This is a genomic window from Micromonospora sp. NPDC051196 (assembly GCF_040682415.1).
In the GTDB taxonomy this organism is placed as follows: Bacteria; Actinomycetota; Actinomycetes; order Mycobacteriales; family Micromonosporaceae; genus Micromonospora.
In genome coordinates this window covers 213,667-234,506 of the sequence record NZ_JBFBAY010000005.1, presented here as the reverse complement: position 1 = coordinate 234,506, position 20,840 = coordinate 213,667, and the positions used below count along the sequence as shown (strand labels likewise).

The following is a 20,840-nucleotide window of genomic DNA, read 5'->3' as shown; positions in this document are numbered from 1 at the left end:
GGTCGCCTACTCTGCACCTTTACTCGCCCAGGCACGCATCCGTTGCTGCGGATCGCTCGATGCTGACTATTCGATGGCTTGCTTGGCCCCGCCCGACGCACTCTTCCAGCTAGTGAAACGGAGAATCATGGAAGCAAACGAAGGCGACCCGGGCGAACGTGGTGAGGACAAGTCCAATGCCATGGTTCGCTTCTTCCAGGACATGACCGTCAAGGTCGTCCGAGATGGGGTCGGCCCGATCACCGGATCGGTCACCTACGCGCAGGACCGGCTCAGCAAGGCCCTCCCGGCCACAGAGGGCTCGATCATCGACTCCGACGGCCAAGCCCTGGACGGTAAGGCGCGGGAAGCAGCAGTCGAGCGGGTGATCGATCGACTGATCATGGAGTCGGTGGCAGCGTCTTCGACGAACGGGTTCGTCACTGGCCTGGGCGGTTTCGTGGCCATGCCCGTCACGATCCCCGCGAACATCGCCGGGTCACTGGTGATCAACGCTCGACTCGTCGGGTCGATCGCGCACCTGCGGGGCTACGACATCTCGGACCCGCACGTCCAGACCATCATCATGCTCACCACGGCAGGCGGGACGCTGGCGAGCAGCCTCCACGGGGTCGGGGTCAAGATCGGAACGAAGCTGACCGCGCAAATGATTAAGGCGATCCCGGTCACTGCCATCCGACAGATCAACGCGCGAGTCGGCTTCGCGCTTCTCACCAAGTACGGGACGCAGCGGTCCGTGATCACCTTGGCCAAGGGCATCCCGATCGCCGGTGGCCTCGTCGGTGCCGGGGTGGATGCCACCCTGACCGCTCTGGTCGGTAAGGCAGCCAAGGCGAACTTCCCGGCATCCATCTGACGCCACCCCGGTCCTCCGGGGGAGGGCAGTCCGACCAGCGACGGCTGCCGTGCTGACCGCCGGAACCGGAGAGGGTGGCGGGTCCAGGACGGCCGGGCTAGCCCGCTGAGTCGGCCTTGAGCCCGGTCAGGAAACCGGCCCAGGCGGAGGCGTCGAAGGTGAGCATCGGTCCGCCGCGGGCGGCTCGTCGCGCACTTCCGGGCCCTCACCGACCCGCGCACCGGCCCGCTGGAGCAGCTCACCTGAACCCGCCTGTGCGGGACGACAGGTGGTGGTCGGGTCAGCTGGGCCAGGCGCGGACGAGCAGGTCGCGGGTGTCGCCGAGCAGTTGCGGCAGGACCTTGGTACGGCCGATCACCGGCATGAAGTTGGCGTCCCCGCCCCACCGTGGCACCACGTGCTGGTGCAGGTGAGCGGCGATGCCGGCGCCGGCCACCCCACCCTGGTTCATCCCGAGGTTGAAACCGTGCGCGTTGCTGACCTTACGGATCACCCGCATGGCGGTCTGGGTGAACGAGGCCAGCTCGACCGTCTCCGGCCCGTCCAGGTCGGTGTAGTCGGCCACGTGCCGGTACGGGCAGACCAGCAGGTGGCCCGGATTGTACGGATACAGGTTGAGCACCACGAACACGTGCTCGCCCCGGGCGACCACCAGGCTCTCGTCGTGGGGCCGGCCCGGGGCAAGGCAGAACGGGCACCCGGACGGCTTCTCGTAGCCACCCTCGGGCCGGTCCTCGCCGGAGATGTACGTCATCCGGTGGGGGGTCCAGAGCCGGTCCAGCCCGTCTGCCATGTCCCTGTCGATGTGCTGCTCGTCCGCCCCAGTCACACGGCGATCCTACGTACCGCACGGAGCCAGTCCGCCACCCCGTACCGCAGACGTCCGGCGACCGCGGCCACCGGGTGACGCCCACTTGCAGAATGCGACAAGGATTTCTTGACTATTACATCTATGTCGATGAAACTTTCACTCCTCGCAATTCGAAGATCGTCGATTGGAGTGGCTGTGGAACGACGTACCGTCCGGCGACGTCTGGTCAGTGCCCTCACCGCCTGCGTACTGGCCGCGCTGGCGAGCCTGGCGACGGTGACCGCCACCGGCACCCCCGCGCAGGCCGACGCCTGCTACACCTGGGGTCGAGCCCTCTCCTCCGGGATGACCGGCGAGGACGTACGCCAGTTGCAGATCCGCGTCTCCGGCTACCCCGGCTACGGCGCGGTGCTCACCCTCGACGGGGCGTACGGCCCCGCCACCCGGTCAGCGGTGATCCGCTTCCAGCAGGCCTACGGCCTGGCCGCCGACGGGGTGGCCGGCCCGCAGACGTTCAACCAGATCTACGCGTTGCAGGACCCGGACTGCACCCCGGTCAGCTTCAGCTACGCCGAGTGGAACCGGTGCAACAGCGACTGGTCCGGCGGCGCGGTCTCGGCGAGCACCGCCCGGTTCAACGCCCTGGTCTCGATGTGGAAGCTCCAGGCGATGCGCCGGGCCATGGGCAACGCCCCGCTCTATTTGAGCAGCGGATTCCGCAGCTACTCCTGCAACAGCGCGGTCGGCGGCGCCAGCAACAGCCGGCACCTCTACGGCGACGGAATCGACCTGGTCGGGTCGCACTCCTTCTGCGCGCTCGCCCAGCGGGCCCGCAACCACGGGTTCACCAACATCCTCGGCCCGGGATATCCCGGACACAACGACCACACCCACCTGGGCAACACGCCCAGCCGTTCCTGGTCGGCACCGAGCTGCGGGATCTGACGCACCCACGCGACGGCAGCCCCGCCGAACGCAGGGCTGCCGTCGCGGCGGGTCAGGCGGCGGACGGGCCGGTGTTGGTGCGGGACTTGACCACGTCGAGCACGTGGGTGACCGCCTCGGCCAGCGGTACGCCGTTGCGCTGCGAGCCGTCCCGGTAGCGGAACGAGACGGTGCCGGCGGCCACGTCGTCGTCCCCGGCGATCACCATGAACGGGATCTTCTGCTGCTGGGCGGTACGGATCTTCTTCTGCATCCGATCGTCACCTGAGTCGACCTGGGCCCGGATGCCCTCGGCGCGCAGCGCGGCGACGAAGCCGTGCAGGTAGTCCGCGTGGTCGTCGCGGATCGGGATGCCGACCACCTGCACCGGGGCCAGCCAGGCCGGGAACGCGCCCGCGTAGTGCTCGGTGAGCACCCCGAAGAACCGCTCGATCGAACCGAACAGCGCCCGGTGGATCATCACCGGCCGCTGCCGGGTGCCGTCGGCGGCCTGGTATTCCAGGCCGAAGCGCTCCGGCAGGTTGAAGTCGACCTGGATGGTGGACATCTGCCAGGTTCGGCCGATGGCGTCCTTGACCTGCACGGAGATCTTCGGCCCGTAGAAGGCCGCGCCGCCCGGGTCCGGCACCAGGTCCAGCCCGGACTCCTCGGCGGCTGAGCGCAGTGCCTCGGTGGCCCGCTCCCAGTTCTCGTCGGTGCCGACCGACTTCTCCGGGTTACGGGTGGACAGCTCCAGGTAGAAGTCGTCCAGGCCGTAGTCGCGCAGCAGTTCGAGCACGAAGGCCAGCAGCGACTTCAGCTCGCCGGCCATCTGCTCCTCGGTGCAGAAGATGTGCGCATCGTCCTGGGTCATGCCGCGCACCCGGGTCAGGCCGTGCACCACACCGGACTTCTCGTACCGGTAGACCGTGCCGAACTCGAACATCCGCAGCGGCAGCTCCCGGTAGGAGCGACCACGGGAGCGGAAGATCAGGTCGTGCATCGGGCAGTTCATCGGCTTGAGGTAGTAACTGACCCCCTCCATCTCCATGGGGGGGAACATGCCGTCGGCGTACCAGTCGAGGTGCCCGGAGACCTCGTACAGGTGTCCCTTGGTGATGTGCGGGGTGTTGACGAACTCGTACCCGGCCTGCTCGTGCTTGAGCCGCGAGTAGTTCTCCATCTCCCGGCGGATGATGCCGCCCTTGGGGTGAAAGACCGCCAGGCCGGAGCCGAGCTCGTCGGGGAAGCTGAACAGGTCGAGGTCCGCGCCGAGCTTGCGGTGGTCGCGCCGAGCCGCCTCCTCCAGCAGCTTCAGGTACGCCTTGAGCGCGTCGCGGGTCGGCCAGGCGGTGCCGTACACCCGCTGCAACTGCGGGTTCTTCTCACTGCCCCGCCAGTACGCGGCGGCCGAGCGCATCAGCTTGAACGCGCCGATCAGCCGGGTGTTGGGCAGGTGCGGGCCCCGGCACAGGTCCGACCAGCAGACCTTGTCGGAGTCGGCGGCCAGGTTGTCGTAGATGGTCAGCTCGCCCCCGCCGACCTCCATCACCTCGGAGGAGTCCAGCCCTTCGCCCTTGACGTCGATGAGTTCCAGCTTGAACGGCTCGGCGGCCAGCTCGGCCTTGGCCTCGTCGAGGCTGGCGAAGCGCCGCCGCCGGAACCGCTGGCCGGACTTGACGATCTCCTGCATCCGCTTCTCGAGCTTGGCGAGGTCGTCGGGCTGGAACGGCTTGTCGACGGCGAAGTCGTAGTAGAAGCCGTTGTCGATCGGCGGGCCGATGCCGAGCTTCGCCTCGGGGAAGACGTCCTGCACCGCCTGGGCGAGCACGTGCGCGGTCGAGTGCCGCAGCACGTTGAGCCCGTCCGGGGAGTCGAGGGCGACCGGCTCGACGACGGTGTCCTCGGACGGACGCCAGTCCAGGTCACGCAGCACGCCCTGCGGGTCGCGGACCACCACGATCGCCTTCGGCCCGCTGGTGGGCAGTTCGGCCGCGGCCACCGCGTCGGCCGCCGTCGTCCCGGCGGCAACGACGACGGGGTCGGCCACGGCGGGGGTACGGGGTGCGGACACGGGAGACTCCTCGCAGCAGATGTGACGGTAGGTGCCGATGTCGGCTCACTGCGATGCTATCGGTCGCCCCGTCGGCCACCGCCGCCGCCCGAGCGCCGGCCGGCGTTGAACCTTTCCGGCCCGGCATCCGAACTACCAGGTGTGGCCGGAGTTCGTTCCGGTCCTGTCGACACCGGATGGGGGCCAGATGGCGATGACGCGCGGCGGGAGTCGTCGACACCGGGGTGGGCTGGTGGCCGTGCTGGCCACCGCCACGGTGCTGCTCTGGCCCGCGACGGCGTGGGCCGACGGGGTCACCTTCACCCCGACCGAGGCACAGCAGGGCAACTCGGTGAAGATGGAGTTCACCGTGCCGGACGAACGGCCGGGGGTGCGTACCGAACGGATCGAGATCCGGATGCCGGTGGACCCGCCGATCGCCGAGGTCTACCCGCTGTCGGTGCCGGGGTGGGCACCGGCGATCACCACCCGCAAGCTGGACGTGCCGGTAGCGGGTATGCACGGCCCGGCCACCGACGTCGTCACCGCCGCACTGACCTGGTCCCGCGCCCTGGGCCCGGCGGATGCAGGCCCGGCCCGCCTGGTCTTCTCGATGGCCCCGCTGCCCCAGACCGAGCAGTTGACCTTCGAACTGATCCAGACCTACGCCGACGGCCTCCAGGTGCACTGGGGCGACGGCCCCGGTCAGCGCCCGCTGCCGCCGCTGACCCTGACCCCGGGCGATCCGGCCTACCCGGGCGCTCATGGTGGGGGGCACGGTGCGGCTCCGGGCGGCGCGCCGGTCGACACCCCGCCGGCCCCGGCCGCCACCGACAGCGGCCTGAACGCCAACAGCCTGCTCGCCGCCGGCCTGCTCGCCGGTCTCGGCGGCGGTGCCGTGCTGGGCTGGCTGGTCAGCCGGCGGCGCCGCGGCAACACCGAGGAGATCGACCGCTCGGTGCTCGACGAGCAGCCGGCTGGCGCCGCGCGCTGAGCGAGGTCAGCCGGCCCAGTCCGGTAGCGGCTCCCGAGCCGCCAGCCAGTCGGTGGGCACCCCACCCGGGGTGCCCACTCCGGTGTACCCGGCCACCACCGCGCCGACGATGGCGGCGGTGGTGTCCACGTCCCCACCCGCCTCGACGCAGGCCCGCACGGCCGCCGGATAGTCGTCCAGGTGGGTGGCCGCCACCCACAGGGTGAAGGCGACGGTGTCCTGCGCGGTGACCCGGGCACCGTTGCCGAGCGCCGCCACGATCTCGGGCAGCGGACGGCCGAGCAGTCCGCCCGCCCGGCGTACGCCTCGGTGCACCTCGGTCGCCGGGTCCAGCGCGGCGGCCACCCCGGCGAGCAGCCGGGCCGGGGTGGGCCGGTCGCCGTCCAGGCGGGCCCGCGCGGCCAGCGAGGCGGCCACGGCCACCGCGACCGCTCCGGCGACCCCCTCCGGGTGGGCATGGGTCACCTCGGCCGACGCCCGTGCCTGCGCGGCGGCCCGGCTGGTCGAGTCGGCGAAGTACGCACCGAGCGGCCCGACCCGCATCGCCGCGCCGTTGCCGCAGGAGCCCTGCCCGTCGAAGGCGGACGCGGCGGCGACCGGCCACGGGGTGCCGGTACGGATCAGCCGCAGGATGCGCACCGCACCCGGGCCGTAGCCCCGGTACGGTTCGCAGCGCTCGGCGAACGCGAGGGCCAGGGCGTCGCGGTCGATGCTGCCCGCCTCCCCGAGGGCGGCCACTACCGAGCAGGCCATCTCGGTGTCGTCGGTCCACTGCCACGGCGGTGGCGGGAGCAGTCCGGCGGCCAGGTCGGTCGACTGCCGGCCGGGTACGAAGAACTGGGATCCGAGGGCGTCACCGACCGACAGGCCGGCGAGACTGTCCCGGGCCAGCGTCAGTCGGGTGTCCGGGTAAAGGGTGAACGTCATCGTTGCACCAGCTTGGCGGGTTCCGCGGCGGGCCGCAATGACGTGTCGTCTGCCGCGCCGAGTACCGTGCTGGGGTGGCCACCGTCCTCCTGGTCGAAGACGATCACGTCGTACGCGGCGCGATGCTTCGTTCCCTCACCGATCGGGGCCACGCGGTACACGCGGTGGGCACCGCCCTGGACGCGCTGCGCCGGGTCGCCGCGGAAACACCTGACCTCGTCGTACTCGATCTGGGGTTGCCGGATCTGGACGGTTCGGACGCCCTACGGATGCTGCGCGGCATCACCGACGTGCCGATCATCATCGCCACCGCCCGCGACGACGAACAGTCCGTGGTCAGGCTGTTGCGCGCCGGGGCCGACGACTACATGGTCAAGCCGTTCACCGGCGCGCACCTGGACGCCCGGATCACCAGTGTGCTGCGCCGGGTGGGGCGGGCCAGTCGGGCGGAGCAGCCGGTCGTGCTCAGCGTGGGCGGCCTGCGCGTCGACCTCGGCGAACGCAGCGCGCAGCTCGACGGGGAGGCGCTGGCGCTGACCCGAAAGGAATTCGACCTGCTGGCTTATCTCGCCGCGCGCCCAGGCCGGGTAGTGTCCCGGCGGGAGCTCTTGGAGGAGGTATGGCGGCAACCGTCGGTCGGCGAGGATCAGACCATCGACGTTCACCTGTACTGGCTACGGCGCAAAATGGGCGAGTCCGCGGCGAAGCCGCGCTACCTGCGCACCGTGCGGGGGGTGGGCTTCCGGCTGGTGGCGCCGGACTGAGGCGGTCGCTGGCCCTGTTGACGGCCGGCATGGGCGCCCTGCTGGCGCTCGCCTTCCTGATCCCGCTCGGGCTGGCCCTCGGCGGGCAGGCCCGAGAGGAGGCGGTCGCCGACGCGGCCCGGCGCAGCGCGCTGGTGACCGGGGCACTCGCGGTGAGCGCCGAACCGGACGTGGTGGCCCGCGCGGTCGAGGCCAGTGGCGACGATCCGGCGACCCGACCGGTGGTGCACGGCATGGCCGGCGTCTCCTCGTCCGGGCGAGCCGACGCCGACCAGTTGGCGCAGGCCCGTGCCGAGCAGCGTTCGGTGGTGCTGGACGTCGACGGTGGCGTGTTGCGACTGGATCCGGTGGTGCTGGCCGACCGGACCGCCGTGGTGGAGGTCTTCATCCCGGAGTCCGCGCTCGGCGGGGACGCCGGTGGCAGGTGGCTGCTGCTCGCCGGCGTGGCCGTCGCTCTGGTGGGCGCGGCGGTGCTGGTGGTGGACCGGGTCGCCGCGCGGGCCGTGGACGCCACCCGGGATCTGGTCAAGGCGGCCCTCGCGGTGGGCGACGGCGACCTGGGCGTACGCGTCGAGCCGAGCGGCCCGCGCGAGCTGGCCGAGGCAGGCCACGCCTTCAACCGGATGGCCGAACGTTTCGTCGCGGCCCGCACCGAGGAGCGGGAGCTCGTGGCGGACCTGTCGCACCGGCTACGGACCCCGCTGACCGTGCTTCGGCTGGACGCCGAGGCGCTGGAACCCGACGACACCAGCGTGGGCTCGTTCAGCCAGGCGGAGCTCGACCACCGGCGGGGGATCCGGCGGATCCGGCAGGCGATCGTCACCCTGGAAGGTGAGATCGACACGCTGATCAAGACCACCCGCAAGGCGGTGGCCACCGAGGCGGGCCCGGCCATGTGCGATGTCAGCGAGGTGGTCCGGGACCGGATGGTTTTCTGGGCGGCCCTGGCGGGCGATCAGAACCGCCCGCACCGGGTTATCGGCGCCCAGTTGCGGATCCCCGCGCCGGTGCCCCGGGCAGAGCTGGCCGCCGCGCTGGACGCGGTGATCGGCAACGTGTTCCGCTACACCCCGCAGGGCACCGCGTTCGAGGTGGCGGTCTCCCGGCGCGACGGGTACGTGGCCATCCGCATCGACGACGCCGGACCGGGCATCGTCGATGCGGACCGGGCCCTGCGCCGCGGCGCCAGCGACCAGGGTTCCACCGGGCTGGGGCTGGACATCGCCAAGCGGGTGGCGTTGCAGGCCAACGGTTCGGTGAGCATCGACCGGGCCCGGCTGGGCGGCGCGAGCGTGGTGATGCTGCTCGCCGATCCGGAGGCGACGCCGCGTCAGGTAAGCCGGTTCGGCCTGGTGGGTCGGATGGCCCGGGAGCAGAAGAGCAGCGGACGCCGGTGGCCCCGACAGCGCCCGACCGACACCTGAACCGGAGCGGACGCCCGAGCGCCACGATTCGCCGACGTTAACGGGCTGTGCCCCGGCGCAAGTCTTCCTTAGATCCGGATTAACCCGGGACCAGGGTCGGCCGCCTACTGTCAGGATTCCTTTCGAACCCAGCAGTTCCACCGGCCCTCCGCTCCCAGCGCACCGGGCCGGTGGAGCCGTGCGCGCGGCGGGAGACATGGTCCCCCCACACCTCCTCCCGCCGCGCGCCACTTGAGTCGTACTTGCCGGCTCGATCAACCAGCGGCAGCGGAGACGTAGGCGTCGATCTCGCTGATGATCCGACGCTTGCCGGTGTCGTCGAGGAAGGACGCGCTCACCGCGTTGCGGGCCAGGTCCGCCACCTGTGCCGGGCCGGCGTTCAGCAACCGGGCGGCCACCGCGTACTCGTCGTCGAGGGTGGTGCCGAACATCGGCGGGTCGTCGGAGTTGATGGTCACCAGCAGCCCGGCCTCGACCAGGCGGGGCAGTGGGTGCTCCTCGATGCGCGACACGGCCCGGGTCCGTACGTTGGAGGTCGGGCACACCTCCATCGGGATCTGCCGCTCGGCGAGGTGTTCGAGCAGTTGCGGATCCTGTGCCGCGGAGATGCCGTGGCCGATGCGCTCGGCACCCAGCTCGCGCAGCGCGTCCCAGACGGTCTGCGGACCGGTGGTCTCCCCGGCGTGCGGTACCGAGTGCAACCCCGCCGCCCGGGCCTGGTCGAAGTAGGGCTTGAACTGCGGGCGCGGCACCCCGATCTCGGGCCCACCCAGGCCGAAGCTGACCAGCCCCTCGGGACGCTGGTCGAGGCTGATCCGCAGCGTCTCCTCGGCAGCCGCCAGCCCCGCCTCGCCCGGAATGTCGAAGCACCAGCGCAGCTCGATGCCGAAGTCGGCGGCGGCCCGCTTGCGGGCGTCCTCGATGGCCTCGCAGAACGCCGGAGCGGGGATGCCGCGGCGCACGTGCGAGTACGGCGTCACGGTCAGCTCGGCATAGCGGACCTGCTGGCGAGCCAGCTCCCGGGCCACCTCGTGGGTGAGGATCCAGACGTCCTCCTGGTCCCGGATCAGGTCCACGACGCTGAGGTAGAGCTCGATGAAGTGTGCGAAGTCGCGGAACACGAAGTAGTCGGCCAGCAGTTGCGGATCCGCCGGAACCGGGCTGCGCCCCTCGTGCCGGGCGGCCAGTTCGGCCACGATCCGGGGAGACGCGGAGCCGACGTGGTGCACGTGCAGCTCCACCTTGGGCAGTCCGGCGATGAAGGTACGTAGATCGGTCACGGGTTCTCCTGGGCACGGGCGCCGGTACGGGCGACGACGAAAATCCGACAGGACGAAACGTGCACCTGGGCGCTGGAGGATTCGTAACGGATCGAGCGGTACCGGTGCACCCGGCCAGTCTTCCAGGCGGGTCCAGCTCAGCCGGCGACACCCGGCAAGGCGCAAACCGTACGTACGTATTGTTGGATTGCGGCCCGACCCGGCCCGATGCGGGCACGGCCACTAGGCTCGCCCCATGGAGCAACGCACCTTCCCCCGGCTGGGGCGGCAGGCCGGCGTGGTCGGCCTCGGCGCCTGGCAGCTCGGCGCCGACTGGGGCACGGTCAGCGAGGACGACGCGATGGCCGTGCTCAGCGCCGCCGTCGAGGCCGGCGTCAATTTCCTGGACACGGCCGACGTGTACGGCGACGGGCGCAGCGAGCAGCTGATCGGCCGGTTCCGGGCCGCCCGCCCGGACGCCACGCTGACCGTGGCGACCAAGATGGGTCGTCGCGTGCCGCAGACACCCGAGGCGTACACCCTGGACAACTTCCGCAAGTGGACCGACCGGTCCCGGGCGAACCTCGGGGTGGACACCCTGGATCTGGTGCAGCTGCACTGCCCGCCGACGGTGGTCTTCGCCGACGACGCGGTCTTCGACGCCCTCGACACCCTGGTCGACGAGAAACGCATCGCCGCGTACGGGGTCAGCGTGGAGACCTGCGACGAGGCGCTGACCGCGATCGCCCGCCCCGCAGTGGCCAGCGTTCAGATCATCCTCAACGCGCTGCGCCACAAGCCGCTGGAGCGGGTACTGCCGGCCGCCGCGAGCGCCGGGGTGGGCATCATCGCCCGCGTGCCGCTGGCCAGCGGGCTGCTCTCCGGTCGCTACGACGAGCACACCACCTTCGCCGCCGACGACCATCGCTCGTACAACCGGCACGGCGAGGCGTTCGACGTCGGCGAGACGTTCTCCGGCGTCGACTTCTCCACCGGCCTGGCCGCCGTACGCCGGCTCGCCCCGCTGGTCGGCACCGACCGGACGATGGCCCAGTTCGCGCTGCGCTGGGTACTCGACCAGCCCGGGGTCACCGTGGTCATCCCCGGCGCCCGGGACGCGGCACAGGCCCGCGCCAACGTCGCCGCAGCCGGTCAGCCACCACTGTCGACATCGGAGCTGACCGAGGTGACCGCGGTCTACGACGAGCTGATCCGCCCGCAGGTGCATCACCGATGGTGAACGAAGCAACCACCGACGGTGTCGCCGCCGGTCGACCCGACGACAGGGAAGTCGCGATGAGCGGGTGGTTCCGACTCACGCTCGGCCTGCTGGGCGTGGTCCTCGGCGCGGCCTGCACGGTGCAGGGGCTGGGCTACGTCGAGGGCAGCGTGATGGCCGGCCACCGGATCTGGGCCCTGATCGGTCCGGTACTGATGCTGGCCGGCGTGGTCCTGCTCTGGCTCGGCGTCCGCGCCCGCAACCGCCGCTGACCGGCGGCCGGTGTCCGACGCCGGTCGGGCACCGGCCGGTCCCGTCCGACCTCTTGCGACAGTCGACGGGACTGGTCGGCACCGTCCCGCTGCGGCGGACATGAAAAGCCCCGCGTCCTGTCGGAACGCGGGGCTTCACACCGATGTGTGGGGCGGCCTCGCCACTGGCCGGCAGCCGCCGATCGGTGTTGTCAGAGGGGGCGGACCTGCTCGGCCTGCGGACCCTTCTGGCCCTGGGCGATCTCGAACTCCACCCGCTGGTTCTCCTCCAGCGAGCGGTAGCCGCTGGACTGGATGGCCGAGAAGTGGACGAAGACGTCTGCACCCCCGCCGTCGACGGTGATGAAGCCGAAGCCCTTGTCAGCGTTGAACCACTTCACGGTTCCCTGCGCCATGTGTATCTCCTTCTAAAACTGGCGGCCAAGCACGCCGTGCGGCCGGTTGGCCGTTTTCGAGCAGCGGCGCCTGAGGCGGCCCCCGGTGAAGGAGACTTCTCTCAACCCACGCCATCTCTCAACAGCGTGGAACAGCAAACCACGTACACAAAAACTCTGCACAGCCTACCCGACGAAATTCTCCGACATGTGACCTGACGGATACGTCGGCACCACTGCGATGGCGGCTGTACACGAGCCGAAAGGACCTCTCGCCGAGCCGGCCTAGTCGGGCCAACTGCCGGTCAGCCGGCGTACGCCCACCGCTCCGCCTCGGTCCACAGCGGCTCGGACGACGGCGAAGATGGCGCCCTGCAGGGCCGCGGCCGCGAGGATCTCACCCCACCGCCGGTCCTCGTCGGTCGCGTTGGGAGCCTCGCCGTCTCCAGCGGTCATCTTCCACACCTGGCGGAAGATGCTGCCGGCGATCGCACCGGCGGCGATGCCCATGAGCACACCGACCGGCCGGTAGGCGACCTTGCCCATCCTCTTGCTCATCGCCGCCTCCCCTGGATGATGGCCAGAATCACCGCGGCGACGACCGCCCCGGCAGCCAGCGCCACAAAGGGCGCCGGACCGCTGCGGGCCCCGTCCGCCGCCACCTCTCGGCTCAGGCCGGTCTGCGCGCGGACCCGGGCGACGGTCATCGCGGCCTGACCCCGCACCCGCTCCCGGGCCTGGTCCGCAGAGGACTTCAGCCGCTTCTTGACGTCGGCCTTGGCGGCCAGCGCCTCCATGGTCTCGCCCAACTCGACCCGGGTACGCCGGATCTCCGCTCGCAGCGCCTCGGTGTCGCCGGTGCCGTTGCGCGTCATGCCCGTCCCCTGTCCTTGACAGCGGCGCTGACCACGTCGACGTCGGCACGCAGACTGCGTACGGTCGCCTGGGGCACCGGTGGCACCGCCCGCTTGACCTGCCGTCGTCCGATCAGGGCGAGCACGCCGGCGATCAGCAACACGGCCACCGCCACGATCAGCGCGGCGGCCCACGCCGGCAGCACCAGGGCCAGCAGCAGGATCACGGCGGTGATCAGCGCACCGAGACCGAAGAACGCGAACGCGCCGCCGCCGGCAAGCAGGCCGACCCCGATGCCGGCGTGCTTGCCCTTCTGCGTCAGCTCGGCGCGGGCGAGCGTGAGTTCGTCGCGTACCAGGCGGGACACCTGCTCAGCCGCCCGCTGGACCAGCTCGGCGGTGGACGGTTCGCTCCCGTTGTGGGGCGTCCTCCCGTTGTGGGATGTCCGGACATTCGCCACGTCAGCCATGCTGTCCCCCTCTCGTTCATCACCGCGCTGTATGCCCGAACTCGCCGCCGGTCAATCCTGCCCGCAGGTGGTCGACTCGCCGCCCGACGCAGCCACCGGGACGGGACAGAAGCGTCCCGCAGCAGGTCCCCGGAAAACCCGCCGCCAAACGGCGACGGCCCCACCAGTTTCCGGCCGATCCAAAGCTCAGCGGTGCGCCGGCGCGGGTTCGTCGGGACCGATGAACGCCTCACTACGGGCCTGGCCGTCGTCGCTGCCGCCGAAGAGGCGCGCGTCGTCCGGCACCTCGGCCTCGGCGCGACGGCGCGGCGCCCGCGAGGGGCGTACCCACTGCCAGGGCAGGGTGCCGGCACCGTCGCCGACCTCGGCACGCAGTCGGGGCATCGCGGTGGGGCGCTGGTCGCGTACCCACGCCACCAGGTGTTCCCGGACCAGACAGCGCAGGTCCCACAGTGCGCCGGCGCTGGCGGCGCTCACCAGCGCGCGAATCTTGATCATGCCGCCGGTAGCGTCCGTCACCTGGAGTACGCAGACCCGGCCGTCCCACAGCTCGGTGCTCTCCACCAGGCGGCGCAACTCCTCCCGCATGGCCTGCACCGGAACCGACCAGTCGACCTCGAACTCGGCCGTGCCGAGCACGGCGGCCTCGGTGCGGGTCCAGTTCTGGAACGGGGTGCTGGTGAAGTAGGAGGTGGGCAGGATCAGCCGCCGGTCGTCCCAGATCTGCACCACCACGTAGCTGAGCGTCAGCTCCTCGATCCGGCCCCACTCCCCCTCGACCACCACCACGTCGTCGAGGCGCACCGCGTCGCTGAAGGCCAGTTGCAGCCCGGCGAAGAGGTTGCCGAGCAGGCTCTGCGCGGCCAGCGCGGCGACGATACCGACCACACCGGCGCTGGTCAGTACGCCGGCACCGATACCGCGTACGGCGGGGAAGGTCATCAGCATCACGCCGAGGGTGAGGATCACGATCACCACGATGGTGACCCGACGGAGCATGACGACCTGGGTGCGCACCCGGCGGGCGTGCCGGTTGTCCGGCACGTCGACGCGGAACCGGGCCAGTGCGGTGTCCTCGACCACCACCAGCAGGGAGGCGACCAGCCAGGCACTGGTGGCGATGACCACGAGCACCAGCAGGTGCAGCGTCACCTGCCGCCAGGCGGTGCCGACGGCGTACCCGGTGCTGAACCGGATGGCGAACTGCACGGCGAGCACCGTCGCGGCCACCTGGGCGGCCCGGTGCGCGTGCTCGGCCAACTCGGTCAGCAGCACCGAGCGGCGCCCCCACCGTTTGATGAGCCGATGCACCACCTCGACGACGACGACGGCGGTCGCCGCCGCGGCGAGCGCGGCGACGACCGTAACCAGGTAGCTGTGCACGTGTTCCTCTCCCTCCGGGCTGACGGCAAGATCCGCACAAAGGGGCTATGTTGCCTCGGATCGCCGTCGCCGGCCACCGCTGAGGGCGATGGCCGGCCGGAGGAATCAGACCTTGCGGTAGCGGGACTGGAGGAAGCAGTAGACGCCGAAGGCGGCGATGCCCAGGCCGATCAGGATCAGCAGGATGGTGCCGAAGGGCTGGTCGCGCAGGGTGCGCAGGGCGGCGTCGAGCCCTCGGGCCTTCTCCGGGTCGTAGTTGACCGCGGCCAGCACGACCAGCAGACCGGTGACCGCGAAGGCGCTGCCCCGGGAGATGTAGCCGGCCATGCCGAGACGGCGGGCGAGCTGGGTGGTCCGGGCGTTCATCTCGCCGGTCTTCAGCCGCTTCATGAACTTCTTCTTGGCCCCGTAGACGACCATGCCGACGCCGATCCCGGCGAGCACCAGGCCGGCGAGACCGACCAGCCAGCGGCCACCGGTGGACTCCATCATCCGCGCGGTGAGCTCCTCCTGCTGGGAGGCGCTGTCGGAGTTGGCGTTGGAGAAGACCTTCCAGGCCGTCCAGGCCAGCCAGAGGTAGATGACCGTCCGGGCGGCGGAGATGACCCGTTCCTTGGTCCGGTCGTTGCCCCGTGCGGCGTGGTGCCCGACGGCCGCCTCCAGGGCCTGCCAGATCGCCATGGCCAGCATGCCGACGGCGATCGCGATGACGAGGAACTTGCCCATGGGTTGCGCCGCGAGGGTACGCAGCGCGCCGGACTGGTCGCCGTCGTCGGCGGAGTTGCCGAACGCGATCTGTAGCGCCAGCCAACCGAACAACAGATGCACGATCCCGTAACCGATGAAGCCGGCCCGGGCGAGGAGTTCCAGCCACCTGCTGTCGGCCGTACGGGCGGCGGTGGCTTCGGCGTTCCGGGTGAGAGACATGGGCCCTCAATCTCCGGACGCGAAGATTTCCAAACGTGGTGCCGCCGCCCGTGGTGACCGTCAGCCCGGGTTGCGGGCGATTCGGACCGCGACCTGCGAATCGGTGACGCTGTCCAGGGTGACCGCGAGGCCGCCGACGTCGGCGGCCTGCTGGCCGACGGTCAGCGTCAACTGCTCACCGGCGATGTCGAGGGTGACCTGGTCGTTCTGGACGCCGACCAGCTTGGCCTCGACACCGAGAATGTTGGCGTTGGCCTCGACACCACGGTCGAAGGTCACCGTGCAGGCGTCCAGCCCGCAGTCGGTGCTCGCGCCTTCCGAGCTGCAACCGGTCAGCAGTGCCGTGCCCAGTGCGAGGCCGGCCAGCAGACCGGCGAGCTTGCGGACGGGGATACGCGGAGTCTTACCGGCGGGGGGTCGGTTCATCACACCGCCCAGCGTACGAGACGCCGGCGAACACCATCGGTGTCCCGCCGGCCGGTGGACAATGGGCGACGTGAGCATGCTGGTCGAGGAGAACCCCGCCAAACACCGCTACGAGATCCTGGTCGACAACGCACTGGCCGGGTTCACCGCGTACCTGCCCCGCAAGGAGGTACTGGTCTTCACCCACACCGAGGTGGACCCGGCGTTCCAGAACATGGGCGTCGGCTCGGCGTTGATGCGCGGCACGCTGGACCAGGTCCGCGCCCAGGGCCAGCGGGTGGTGCCACAGTGCCCCTTCATGGCCGCGTTCCTCAAACGCCACCCCGAGTACGCCGACCTGGTCACCAGCCTGGCATGACGGCGGCGCCGCTGAGCAACTCGGCCGCGGCCCGACCCGCGGCCCGGGTGGCGCCATGGGTGGCGATGTGCACCTCACCGGTGACCAGCGCGGGAACCCCCAGCTCCACCACCACCGCGTCGGGTCTGGTGGCCAGCGCCCGGTCGACGGCGGCGCGCATCCAGCTGTGCCGGTGCAGGTCCCGCACGACCAGGACCAGGGGACGGCCGACGGCGGCAGCACCCGGGTCGGTCGGCGTCGCACCCTCGGTGTAGCGGACTCCGGTGGTGCCTGGCACCAGTTCGGCCAAGGGAGCCGCCACCCCCCACGGGGTGTCCGCGCCGATCGCGATGTTGTGCGGAGGTTCGAACTCCACCACGTGCGCGGCGCCGACCAGTGGCAGTACGACGTCCCCGCCGGTGCTGGTGACCCGGACCGCCCGGCGCGCCGCAGCCAGTCCGACCGCCGAACCCGCACCGTCGGCCGGGCCACCAACCAACCCGGGCCGGGCCGCCCGGGCCGCCACCGTCCAGGCGGCGAGCTGACCGACGCGCTTGGCGGCCTCGGTCAACCGTTCCTCCGGCAGTTCCCCGCCGACGACCGCGGCGACGATGGCGTCCCGCAGGTGATGAACGGTTTCCTCGTCGGCGTGCTCGCCACCCACACAGATCGCGTCGGCACCGGCGGCGAGCGCTCGTACCACCGCCCCGGCGAGGCCGTACCGGCCCGCCACCGCCTGCATCTCGATCCCGTCGGTCACCACCACCCCGTTGAAGCCCATCTCCTCCCGTAGCAGGCCACCGAGGATGCGCCCGCTCAAGGTGGCCGGCAGCTGCGGATCCAGCGCCGGCACCAGCAGATGCCCGGTCATCACCGCCTGCACGCCGGCGGCGACGGCGGCGCGGAAGGGGGCCAGTTCGACGGCGTCCAGCCGGGCCCGGTCGGCGGTGATCCGGGGCAGATCGTGGTGCGAGTCGACGTGGGTGTCGCCGTGGCCCGGGAAGTGCTTGGCGCAGGCGGCGACGCCGCTGGATTGCAGGCCGCGTACCCAGGCAGTGGTGTGCCGGGCCACCAGCGCCGCCTCGGCACCGAACGAGCGGACACCGATCACCGGATTGTCCGGGTTGGAGTTGACGTCGGCGTCCGGCGCGTAGTTCAGGGTCACTCCGGCGTCGGCGAGTTCGGCGCCGAGGTCACGGGCCACCTCCTCGGTGAGTGCCGGGTCGTCCACCATGCCGAGGGCGAGGTTGCCCGGCCGGGAGCTGCCCCGGACCGACTCGATCCGGGTGACGTCGCCGGCCTCCTCGTCGATCGCGACGATGACGTCCGGCCGCTCCGCCCGCAACGCCGCGGTCAGCGCGCCGACCTGCTCCGCGTCGACGACATTGCGGCTGAACAGGACCACCGACCCGAGCCCGTCACCGAGCCGGCGACGGACCCAGTCGGGCGGGACGGTCCCGACGAAACCGGGTTGCAGGACCGCGAGCGCCAGCGCCGCCAGGTTTCCGTTGGACGCGCTCATGCCCGCTCTCCTCCGCTCGCCGCGTGCCCGCACTGCCCTGCTGATTTGTCGCTCATGCCGGTTGTCGACCTCGTCTTCTCCGCTGCGGTCCCGCCACCCGACGGTGCAGACATGGTCACACCACGCCAACGAATAGTCAATAAACCTTACAGTTGCCTTGGGAGCGCTGTCCCGAGAGAGTGCGGAGATGGACCTGCTGCTGGCCGACGCCACGAGCCCGGCCGACATTCCCGGCGTACGCCTGCTCGGCCTGGTGGTCGGCGGCCTGCTGCTGTTCCTCGCGATCCGGGCGATGTTCCGGCGCTGACCCGCCGCCGGGTGTGACCCGCCCGCCGTGGGGTACCGCCTGCCGGGACACCGACACGGCGAGGGGCAGCCCATGAAGATCGGCTATTTCCTGTCCACCGAGGAGTATTCGCCCGCGGAACTGCTGGCCCAGGCACGGGCCGCCGAACGGGCCGGATTCGCCGGATTGTGGATCTCCGACCACTACCACCCCTGGATCGACGCGCAGGGTCAGAGTCCCTTCGTCTGGTCGATGATCGGTGCCCTGAGCCAGGCATGCCGGCTGCCCGTCACCACTGCGGTGACCTGCCCGACCACACGCATCCACCCCGCCGTGCTGGCCCAGGCGGCGGCGACCAGTGCGGTGCTGCACGAGGGGCGCTTCATCCTCGGTGTCGGCTCCGGTGAGGCGCTCAACGAGCACATCCTCGGCGACCCGTGGCCGCAGGCCGACATCCGGTTGCAGATGCTGGAGGAGGCGGTCGAGGTGATGCGGGAACTGTGGCGTGGCAAGTTCGTCAACCACCACGGACGCCACTACCGGGTCGAACACGCCCGCATCTACACGCGGCCCGAGACCCCGCCACCGGTCTACGTCTCCGCCTTCGGCCCCAAGGCGATCGACCTCGCCGCCCGCATCGGCGACGGCTTCGTCAACACGATGCCCGACGCCGACCTGGTGCGCCGGTTCCGCGACAACGGCGGCGGCGACAAGCCGTGCCAGGGCGGCTTCAAGGCCGCCTACGCGCCGACCGAGCAGGAGGGCGTACGACTGGCCTACGAGCGCTGGCCGACCGAGGCGATCCCCGGTGAACTGTTGCAGGTGCTGCCCTCGCCCCGACACTTCGAGCAGGCCGCCCAACTGGTCGACCCGCAGGCGTTGCGCGAGAGTTTCGTCTGCGGCCGCGACGCCGACGCGCACCTGGCGCGGATCGACGCGTACGCGAAGGCGGGTTTCGACGAGGTCTACGTCGCCAACACCGGACCGCACTGGCAGGGGCTGCTCGACCTGTACCAGCGCGAGGTGCTGCCGAGGCTGGGCTGACCGTCGCCGGAAGGCAGGCCGGGCCCGGTTTCGCGACGCTGCCGCCCGGGTACCTGCGGCCCTCGATGAAACTGACCACGCACCCGATGTCGTTGCGCCGCGCGGCTCGCAGCCTGTTCGGTTGGAGCACCCTGCGGCCCAACCAGCTCGCCGCCATGCGGGCGGTGATGAAGCGCCGCGACGCCCTGGTGGTCCTGCCCACCGGCGCCGGCAAGTCGGCGATCTACCAGATCCCGGCCAGCCTGATCCCCGGCCCCACCGTGGTGATCTCGCCGCTGCTCGCCCTGCAACAGGACCAGATAGCCGCGCTCAACGAACGCCGGCGACCGGAACTGCGCGCGGTGCGGATCAGTTCGGACGAGGCGCCCAGCCAGCAGGCCGAGGCGATCGCCGAGATCCGCGACGGACGGGCCGAGTTCCTCTTCATCACGCCGGAACAACTGGCCAACCCGCAACGGCTGGCCGAGGTGCGCGAGCTGAAACCGGCCCTGGTCGCCATCGACGAGGCACACTGCATCTCCGCCTGGGGGCACGACTTCCGACCGGACTACCTGGCACTGGGCCAGCTCATCGAGGGCATCGGCCGTCCGCCGGTGGTGGCGCTGACCGCCACCGCTTCCCCACCGGTACGCGAGGACATCGTCGCCCGGCTACGGCTACGCGACCCGGAGATCGTGGTGTCCGGGCTGGACCGGCCCAACCTCTTCTTCGAGGTGGCGCACTGCCCGACCGAGGACTACCGGTGGCGGCGGCTGATCGCGCTGCTGGAGCAGGACGAGCGGCCGGGCATCATCTACGTGCCGACCCGCCGGGCCGCTGAGGACCTGGCCGCCCGCCTCACCGAGACGGGCTTCCCGGCGCAGTACTACCACGGCGGGATGCCCGGCGGCGCCCGCACCCGGCTGCACGAGGCGTTCCTCGCCGACCAGGTGCCGATCATGGTGGCGACCTCGGCGTTCGGCATGGGTATCGACAAGCCCAACATCGCCTGGGTGGTGCACATGGCGCTGCCCGACTCACCGGACAGCTACTTCCAGGAGATCGGTCGTGCCGGGCGCGACGGCCAGCCCGCCCGCGTACTGCTGCTCTGGCAGGCCGAGGACATCGGGTTGCAGCGGTACTTCAGCGGTGGCCTGCCGGACGCCACCGAGTTGCGTGACCTGGCGGCGCTGTTGCGCCGTGGACCGAGCACCCGCAAGGAACTACGCGAGAGCACCGGGTTGGGACCACGCAAGCTCGGCCAGTACCTCGCGCTGCTGGAGCAGGTGGGTGCCGCCCAACCCCGCGCGGGGCAGCGGATCGGCGCACCCCGCTACTCCCCCACCCCGGTGGCGGCCGCCGACGCCGCCCTGGCCGAGGCCGAGCGGCAACAGAACCTGACCCGCTCGCGCACCGACATGATGCGGGCCTTCGCCGAGACCAGCGCCTGCCGGGGGCAGACCCTGCTCGCGTACTTCGGCGAACAGATGACCGCGATCTGTGGGCACTGCGACAACTGTCACGCCGGCACGAGTGTCGCCGACGACGGCGCGGTGGGCCCGTTCCCGGTGCACAGCCAGGTACGGCATCCGGAGTGGGGTGCGGGTCTGGTGCTCAGCTACGAGGAGGGCCGGATGACGGTGCTGTTCGACGAGGTCGGGTACAAGACGCTGTCGGTCAGCGTGGTGTCCGAACAGGGGCTGCTGTCGCTGGACTAACCTGGGCCAGCCGTGGG

Annotated in this window: 22 protein-coding genes; 10 read left to right on the top strand and 12 right to left on the bottom strand. The window is 71.0% G+C overall.

Translation table 11 applies throughout. The features are described from left to right. Positions 1-82 precede the first annotated feature (82 nt). Positions 83-856: an EcsC family protein gene (locus tag AB0M35_RS13365; protein ID WP_363744895.1), complete on the top strand. Its 774-nt coding sequence runs from the start codon at positions 83-85 to the stop codon at positions 854-856. Between the two features lie 280 nt (positions 857-1,136). Here AB0M35_RS13365 and AB0M35_RS13360 read toward each other — a convergent pair whose 3' ends face one another. Continuing rightward, on the bottom strand, positions 1,137-1,649 hold the full coding sequence (locus AB0M35_RS13360) for an HIT domain-containing protein (RefSeq protein ID WP_363745225.1): 513 nt from the start codon (positions 1,647-1,649) through the stop codon (positions 1,137-1,139). A gap of 213 nt (positions 1,650-1,862) precedes the next feature. Here AB0M35_RS13360 and AB0M35_RS13355 point away from each other — a divergent pair, with 213 nt between their 5' ends. Next, positions 1,863-2,612, top strand: coding sequence for a D-Ala-D-Ala carboxypeptidase family metallohydrolase (locus AB0M35_RS13355; protein WP_363744893.1), 750 nt, complete (start codon positions 1,863-1,865; stop codon positions 2,610-2,612). Between the two features lie 52 nt (positions 2,613-2,664). On the opposite strand, the gene thrS is transcribed toward AB0M35_RS13355, so the two are convergent. Continuing rightward, positions 2,665-4,665, bottom strand: a complete 2,001-nt coding sequence (thrS, locus tag AB0M35_RS13350; protein WP_363744892.1) for a threonine--tRNA ligase — start codon at positions 4,663-4,665, stop codon at positions 2,665-2,667. A 187-nt stretch (positions 4,666-4,852) separates the two neighbouring features. Between thrS and AB0M35_RS13345 the strand changes: the two genes are divergently transcribed. Next, the gene (locus AB0M35_RS13345) at positions 4,853-5,638 is read left to right on the top strand and encodes a DUF1775 domain-containing protein (protein WP_363744891.1); all 786 of its coding nucleotides are present in this window, start codon (positions 4,853-4,855) and stop codon (positions 5,636-5,638) included. A 6-nt stretch (positions 5,639-5,644) separates the two neighbouring features. On the opposite strand, the gene AB0M35_RS13340 is transcribed toward AB0M35_RS13345, so the two are convergent. Beyond that, positions 5,645-6,565: an ADP-ribosylglycohydrolase family protein gene (locus AB0M35_RS13340; RefSeq protein ID WP_363744889.1), complete on the bottom strand. Its 921-nt coding sequence runs from the start codon at positions 6,563-6,565 to the stop codon at positions 5,645-5,647. Between the two features lie 74 nt (positions 6,566-6,639). Between AB0M35_RS13340 and AB0M35_RS13335 the strand changes: the two genes are divergently transcribed. Further along, positions 6,640-7,329 (top strand): response regulator transcription factor, encoded by a 690-nt coding sequence (locus tag AB0M35_RS13335; protein ID WP_363744887.1) that lies wholly within the window; start codon positions 6,640-6,642, stop codon positions 7,327-7,329. Positions 7,330-7,358: 29 nt separating this feature from the next. Continuing rightward, positions 7,359-8,753, top strand: coding sequence for a HAMP domain-containing sensor histidine kinase (locus AB0M35_RS13330; RefSeq protein ID WP_363744885.1), 1,395 nt, complete (start codon positions 7,359-7,361; stop codon positions 8,751-8,753). 254 nt (positions 8,754-9,007) lie between these two features. Here the strand turns inward: AB0M35_RS13330 and AB0M35_RS13325 are convergent, their stop codons facing one another. Beyond that, the gene (locus AB0M35_RS13325) at positions 9,008-10,033 is read right to left on the bottom strand and encodes an adenosine deaminase (RefSeq protein ID WP_363744883.1); all 1,026 of its coding nucleotides are present in this window, start codon (positions 10,031-10,033) and stop codon (positions 9,008-9,010) included. A gap of 235 nt (positions 10,034-10,268) precedes the next feature. Between AB0M35_RS13325 and AB0M35_RS13320 the strand changes: the two genes are divergently transcribed. Both AB0M35_RS13320 and AB0M35_RS13315 read left to right on the top strand, forming a co-directional pair. Further along, the gene (locus AB0M35_RS13320; RefSeq protein ID WP_363744881.1) at positions 10,269-11,252 is read left to right on the top strand and encodes an aldo/keto reductase; all 984 of its coding nucleotides are present in this window, start codon (positions 10,269-10,271) and stop codon (positions 11,250-11,252) included. 56 nt (positions 11,253-11,308) lie between these two features. Then, positions 11,309-11,503: a hypothetical protein gene (locus AB0M35_RS13315; protein WP_363745223.1), complete on the top strand. Its 195-nt coding sequence runs from the start codon at positions 11,309-11,311 to the stop codon at positions 11,501-11,503. A gap of 191 nt (positions 11,504-11,694) precedes the next feature. Here AB0M35_RS13315 and AB0M35_RS13310 read toward each other — a convergent pair whose 3' ends face one another. The 7 genes from AB0M35_RS13310 to AB0M35_RS13280 all read right to left on the bottom strand — a co-directional run bounded on the left by AB0M35_RS13310 (position 11,695) and on the right by AB0M35_RS13280 (position 15,937). Continuing rightward, positions 11,695-11,898 carry a cold-shock protein gene (locus tag AB0M35_RS13310; protein ID WP_067306996.1) on the bottom strand — a complete coding sequence of 68 codons (204 nt, stop codon included), beginning with the start codon at positions 11,896-11,898 and terminating at the stop codon, positions 11,695-11,697. A gap of 264 nt (positions 11,899-12,162) precedes the next feature. Continuing rightward, positions 12,163-12,435, bottom strand: coding sequence for a DUF4235 domain-containing protein (locus AB0M35_RS13305; protein WP_363744879.1), 273 nt, complete (start codon positions 12,433-12,435; stop codon positions 12,163-12,165). After that, entirely contained in the window at positions 12,432-12,752 is a 321-nt protein-coding gene (locus AB0M35_RS13300) for a DUF3618 domain-containing protein (protein WP_363744877.1), read from the bottom strand. Before AB0M35_RS13300 ends, AB0M35_RS13305 begins: the two co-directional genes overlap by 4 nt. Beyond that, positions 12,749-13,201 (bottom strand): phage holin family protein, encoded by a 453-nt coding sequence (locus tag AB0M35_RS13295; RefSeq protein WP_363744875.1) that lies wholly within the window; start codon positions 13,199-13,201, stop codon positions 12,749-12,751. Before AB0M35_RS13295 ends, AB0M35_RS13300 begins: the two co-directional genes overlap by 4 nt. 186 nt (positions 13,202-13,387) lie before the next feature. Then, positions 13,388-14,584, bottom strand: coding sequence for a mechanosensitive ion channel domain-containing protein (locus tag AB0M35_RS13290; RefSeq protein WP_363744873.1), 1,197 nt, complete (start codon positions 14,582-14,584; stop codon positions 13,388-13,390). Between the two features lie 105 nt (positions 14,585-14,689). Next, on the bottom strand, positions 14,690-15,511 hold the full coding sequence (locus tag AB0M35_RS13285) for a DUF1206 domain-containing protein (protein ID WP_363744871.1): 822 nt from the start codon (positions 15,509-15,511) through the stop codon (positions 14,690-14,692). A gap of 60 nt (positions 15,512-15,571) precedes the next feature. Beyond that, a complete protein-coding gene (locus tag AB0M35_RS13280) occupies positions 15,572-15,937 on the bottom strand; it encodes a hypothetical protein (RefSeq protein ID WP_363745221.1) in 366 nt (121 codons plus the stop codon). 61 nt (positions 15,938-15,998) lie between these two features. Here AB0M35_RS13280 and AB0M35_RS13275 point away from each other — a divergent pair, with 61 nt between their 5' ends. Further along, positions 15,999-16,295, top strand: a complete 297-nt coding sequence (locus AB0M35_RS13275) for a GNAT family N-acetyltransferase (RefSeq protein ID WP_363744869.1) — start codon at positions 15,999-16,001, stop codon at positions 16,293-16,295. On the opposite strand, the gene AB0M35_RS13270 is transcribed toward AB0M35_RS13275, so the two are convergent. Beyond that, positions 16,279-17,796: a glycoside hydrolase family 3 N-terminal domain-containing protein gene (locus tag AB0M35_RS13270; protein WP_363744867.1), complete on the bottom strand. Its 1,518-nt coding sequence runs from the start codon at positions 17,794-17,796 to the stop codon at positions 16,279-16,281. The two genes, AB0M35_RS13275 and AB0M35_RS13270, sit on opposite strands and share 17 nt — an antisense overlap. Positions 17,797-18,175: 379 nt before the next feature. On the opposite strand from AB0M35_RS13270, the gene AB0M35_RS13265 reads away from it, so the two are divergent. Next, positions 18,176-19,126 carry a TIGR03557 family F420-dependent LLM class oxidoreductase gene (locus tag AB0M35_RS13265; protein ID WP_363744865.1) on the top strand — a complete coding sequence of 317 codons (951 nt, stop codon included), beginning with the start codon at positions 18,176-18,178 and terminating at the stop codon, positions 19,124-19,126. 65 nt (positions 19,127-19,191) lie between these two features. Next, positions 19,192-20,823: a RecQ family ATP-dependent DNA helicase gene (locus tag AB0M35_RS13260; RefSeq protein WP_363744863.1), complete on the top strand. Its 1,632-nt coding sequence runs from the start codon at positions 19,192-19,194 to the stop codon at positions 20,821-20,823. Positions 20,824-20,840: the final 17 nt, after the last annotated feature.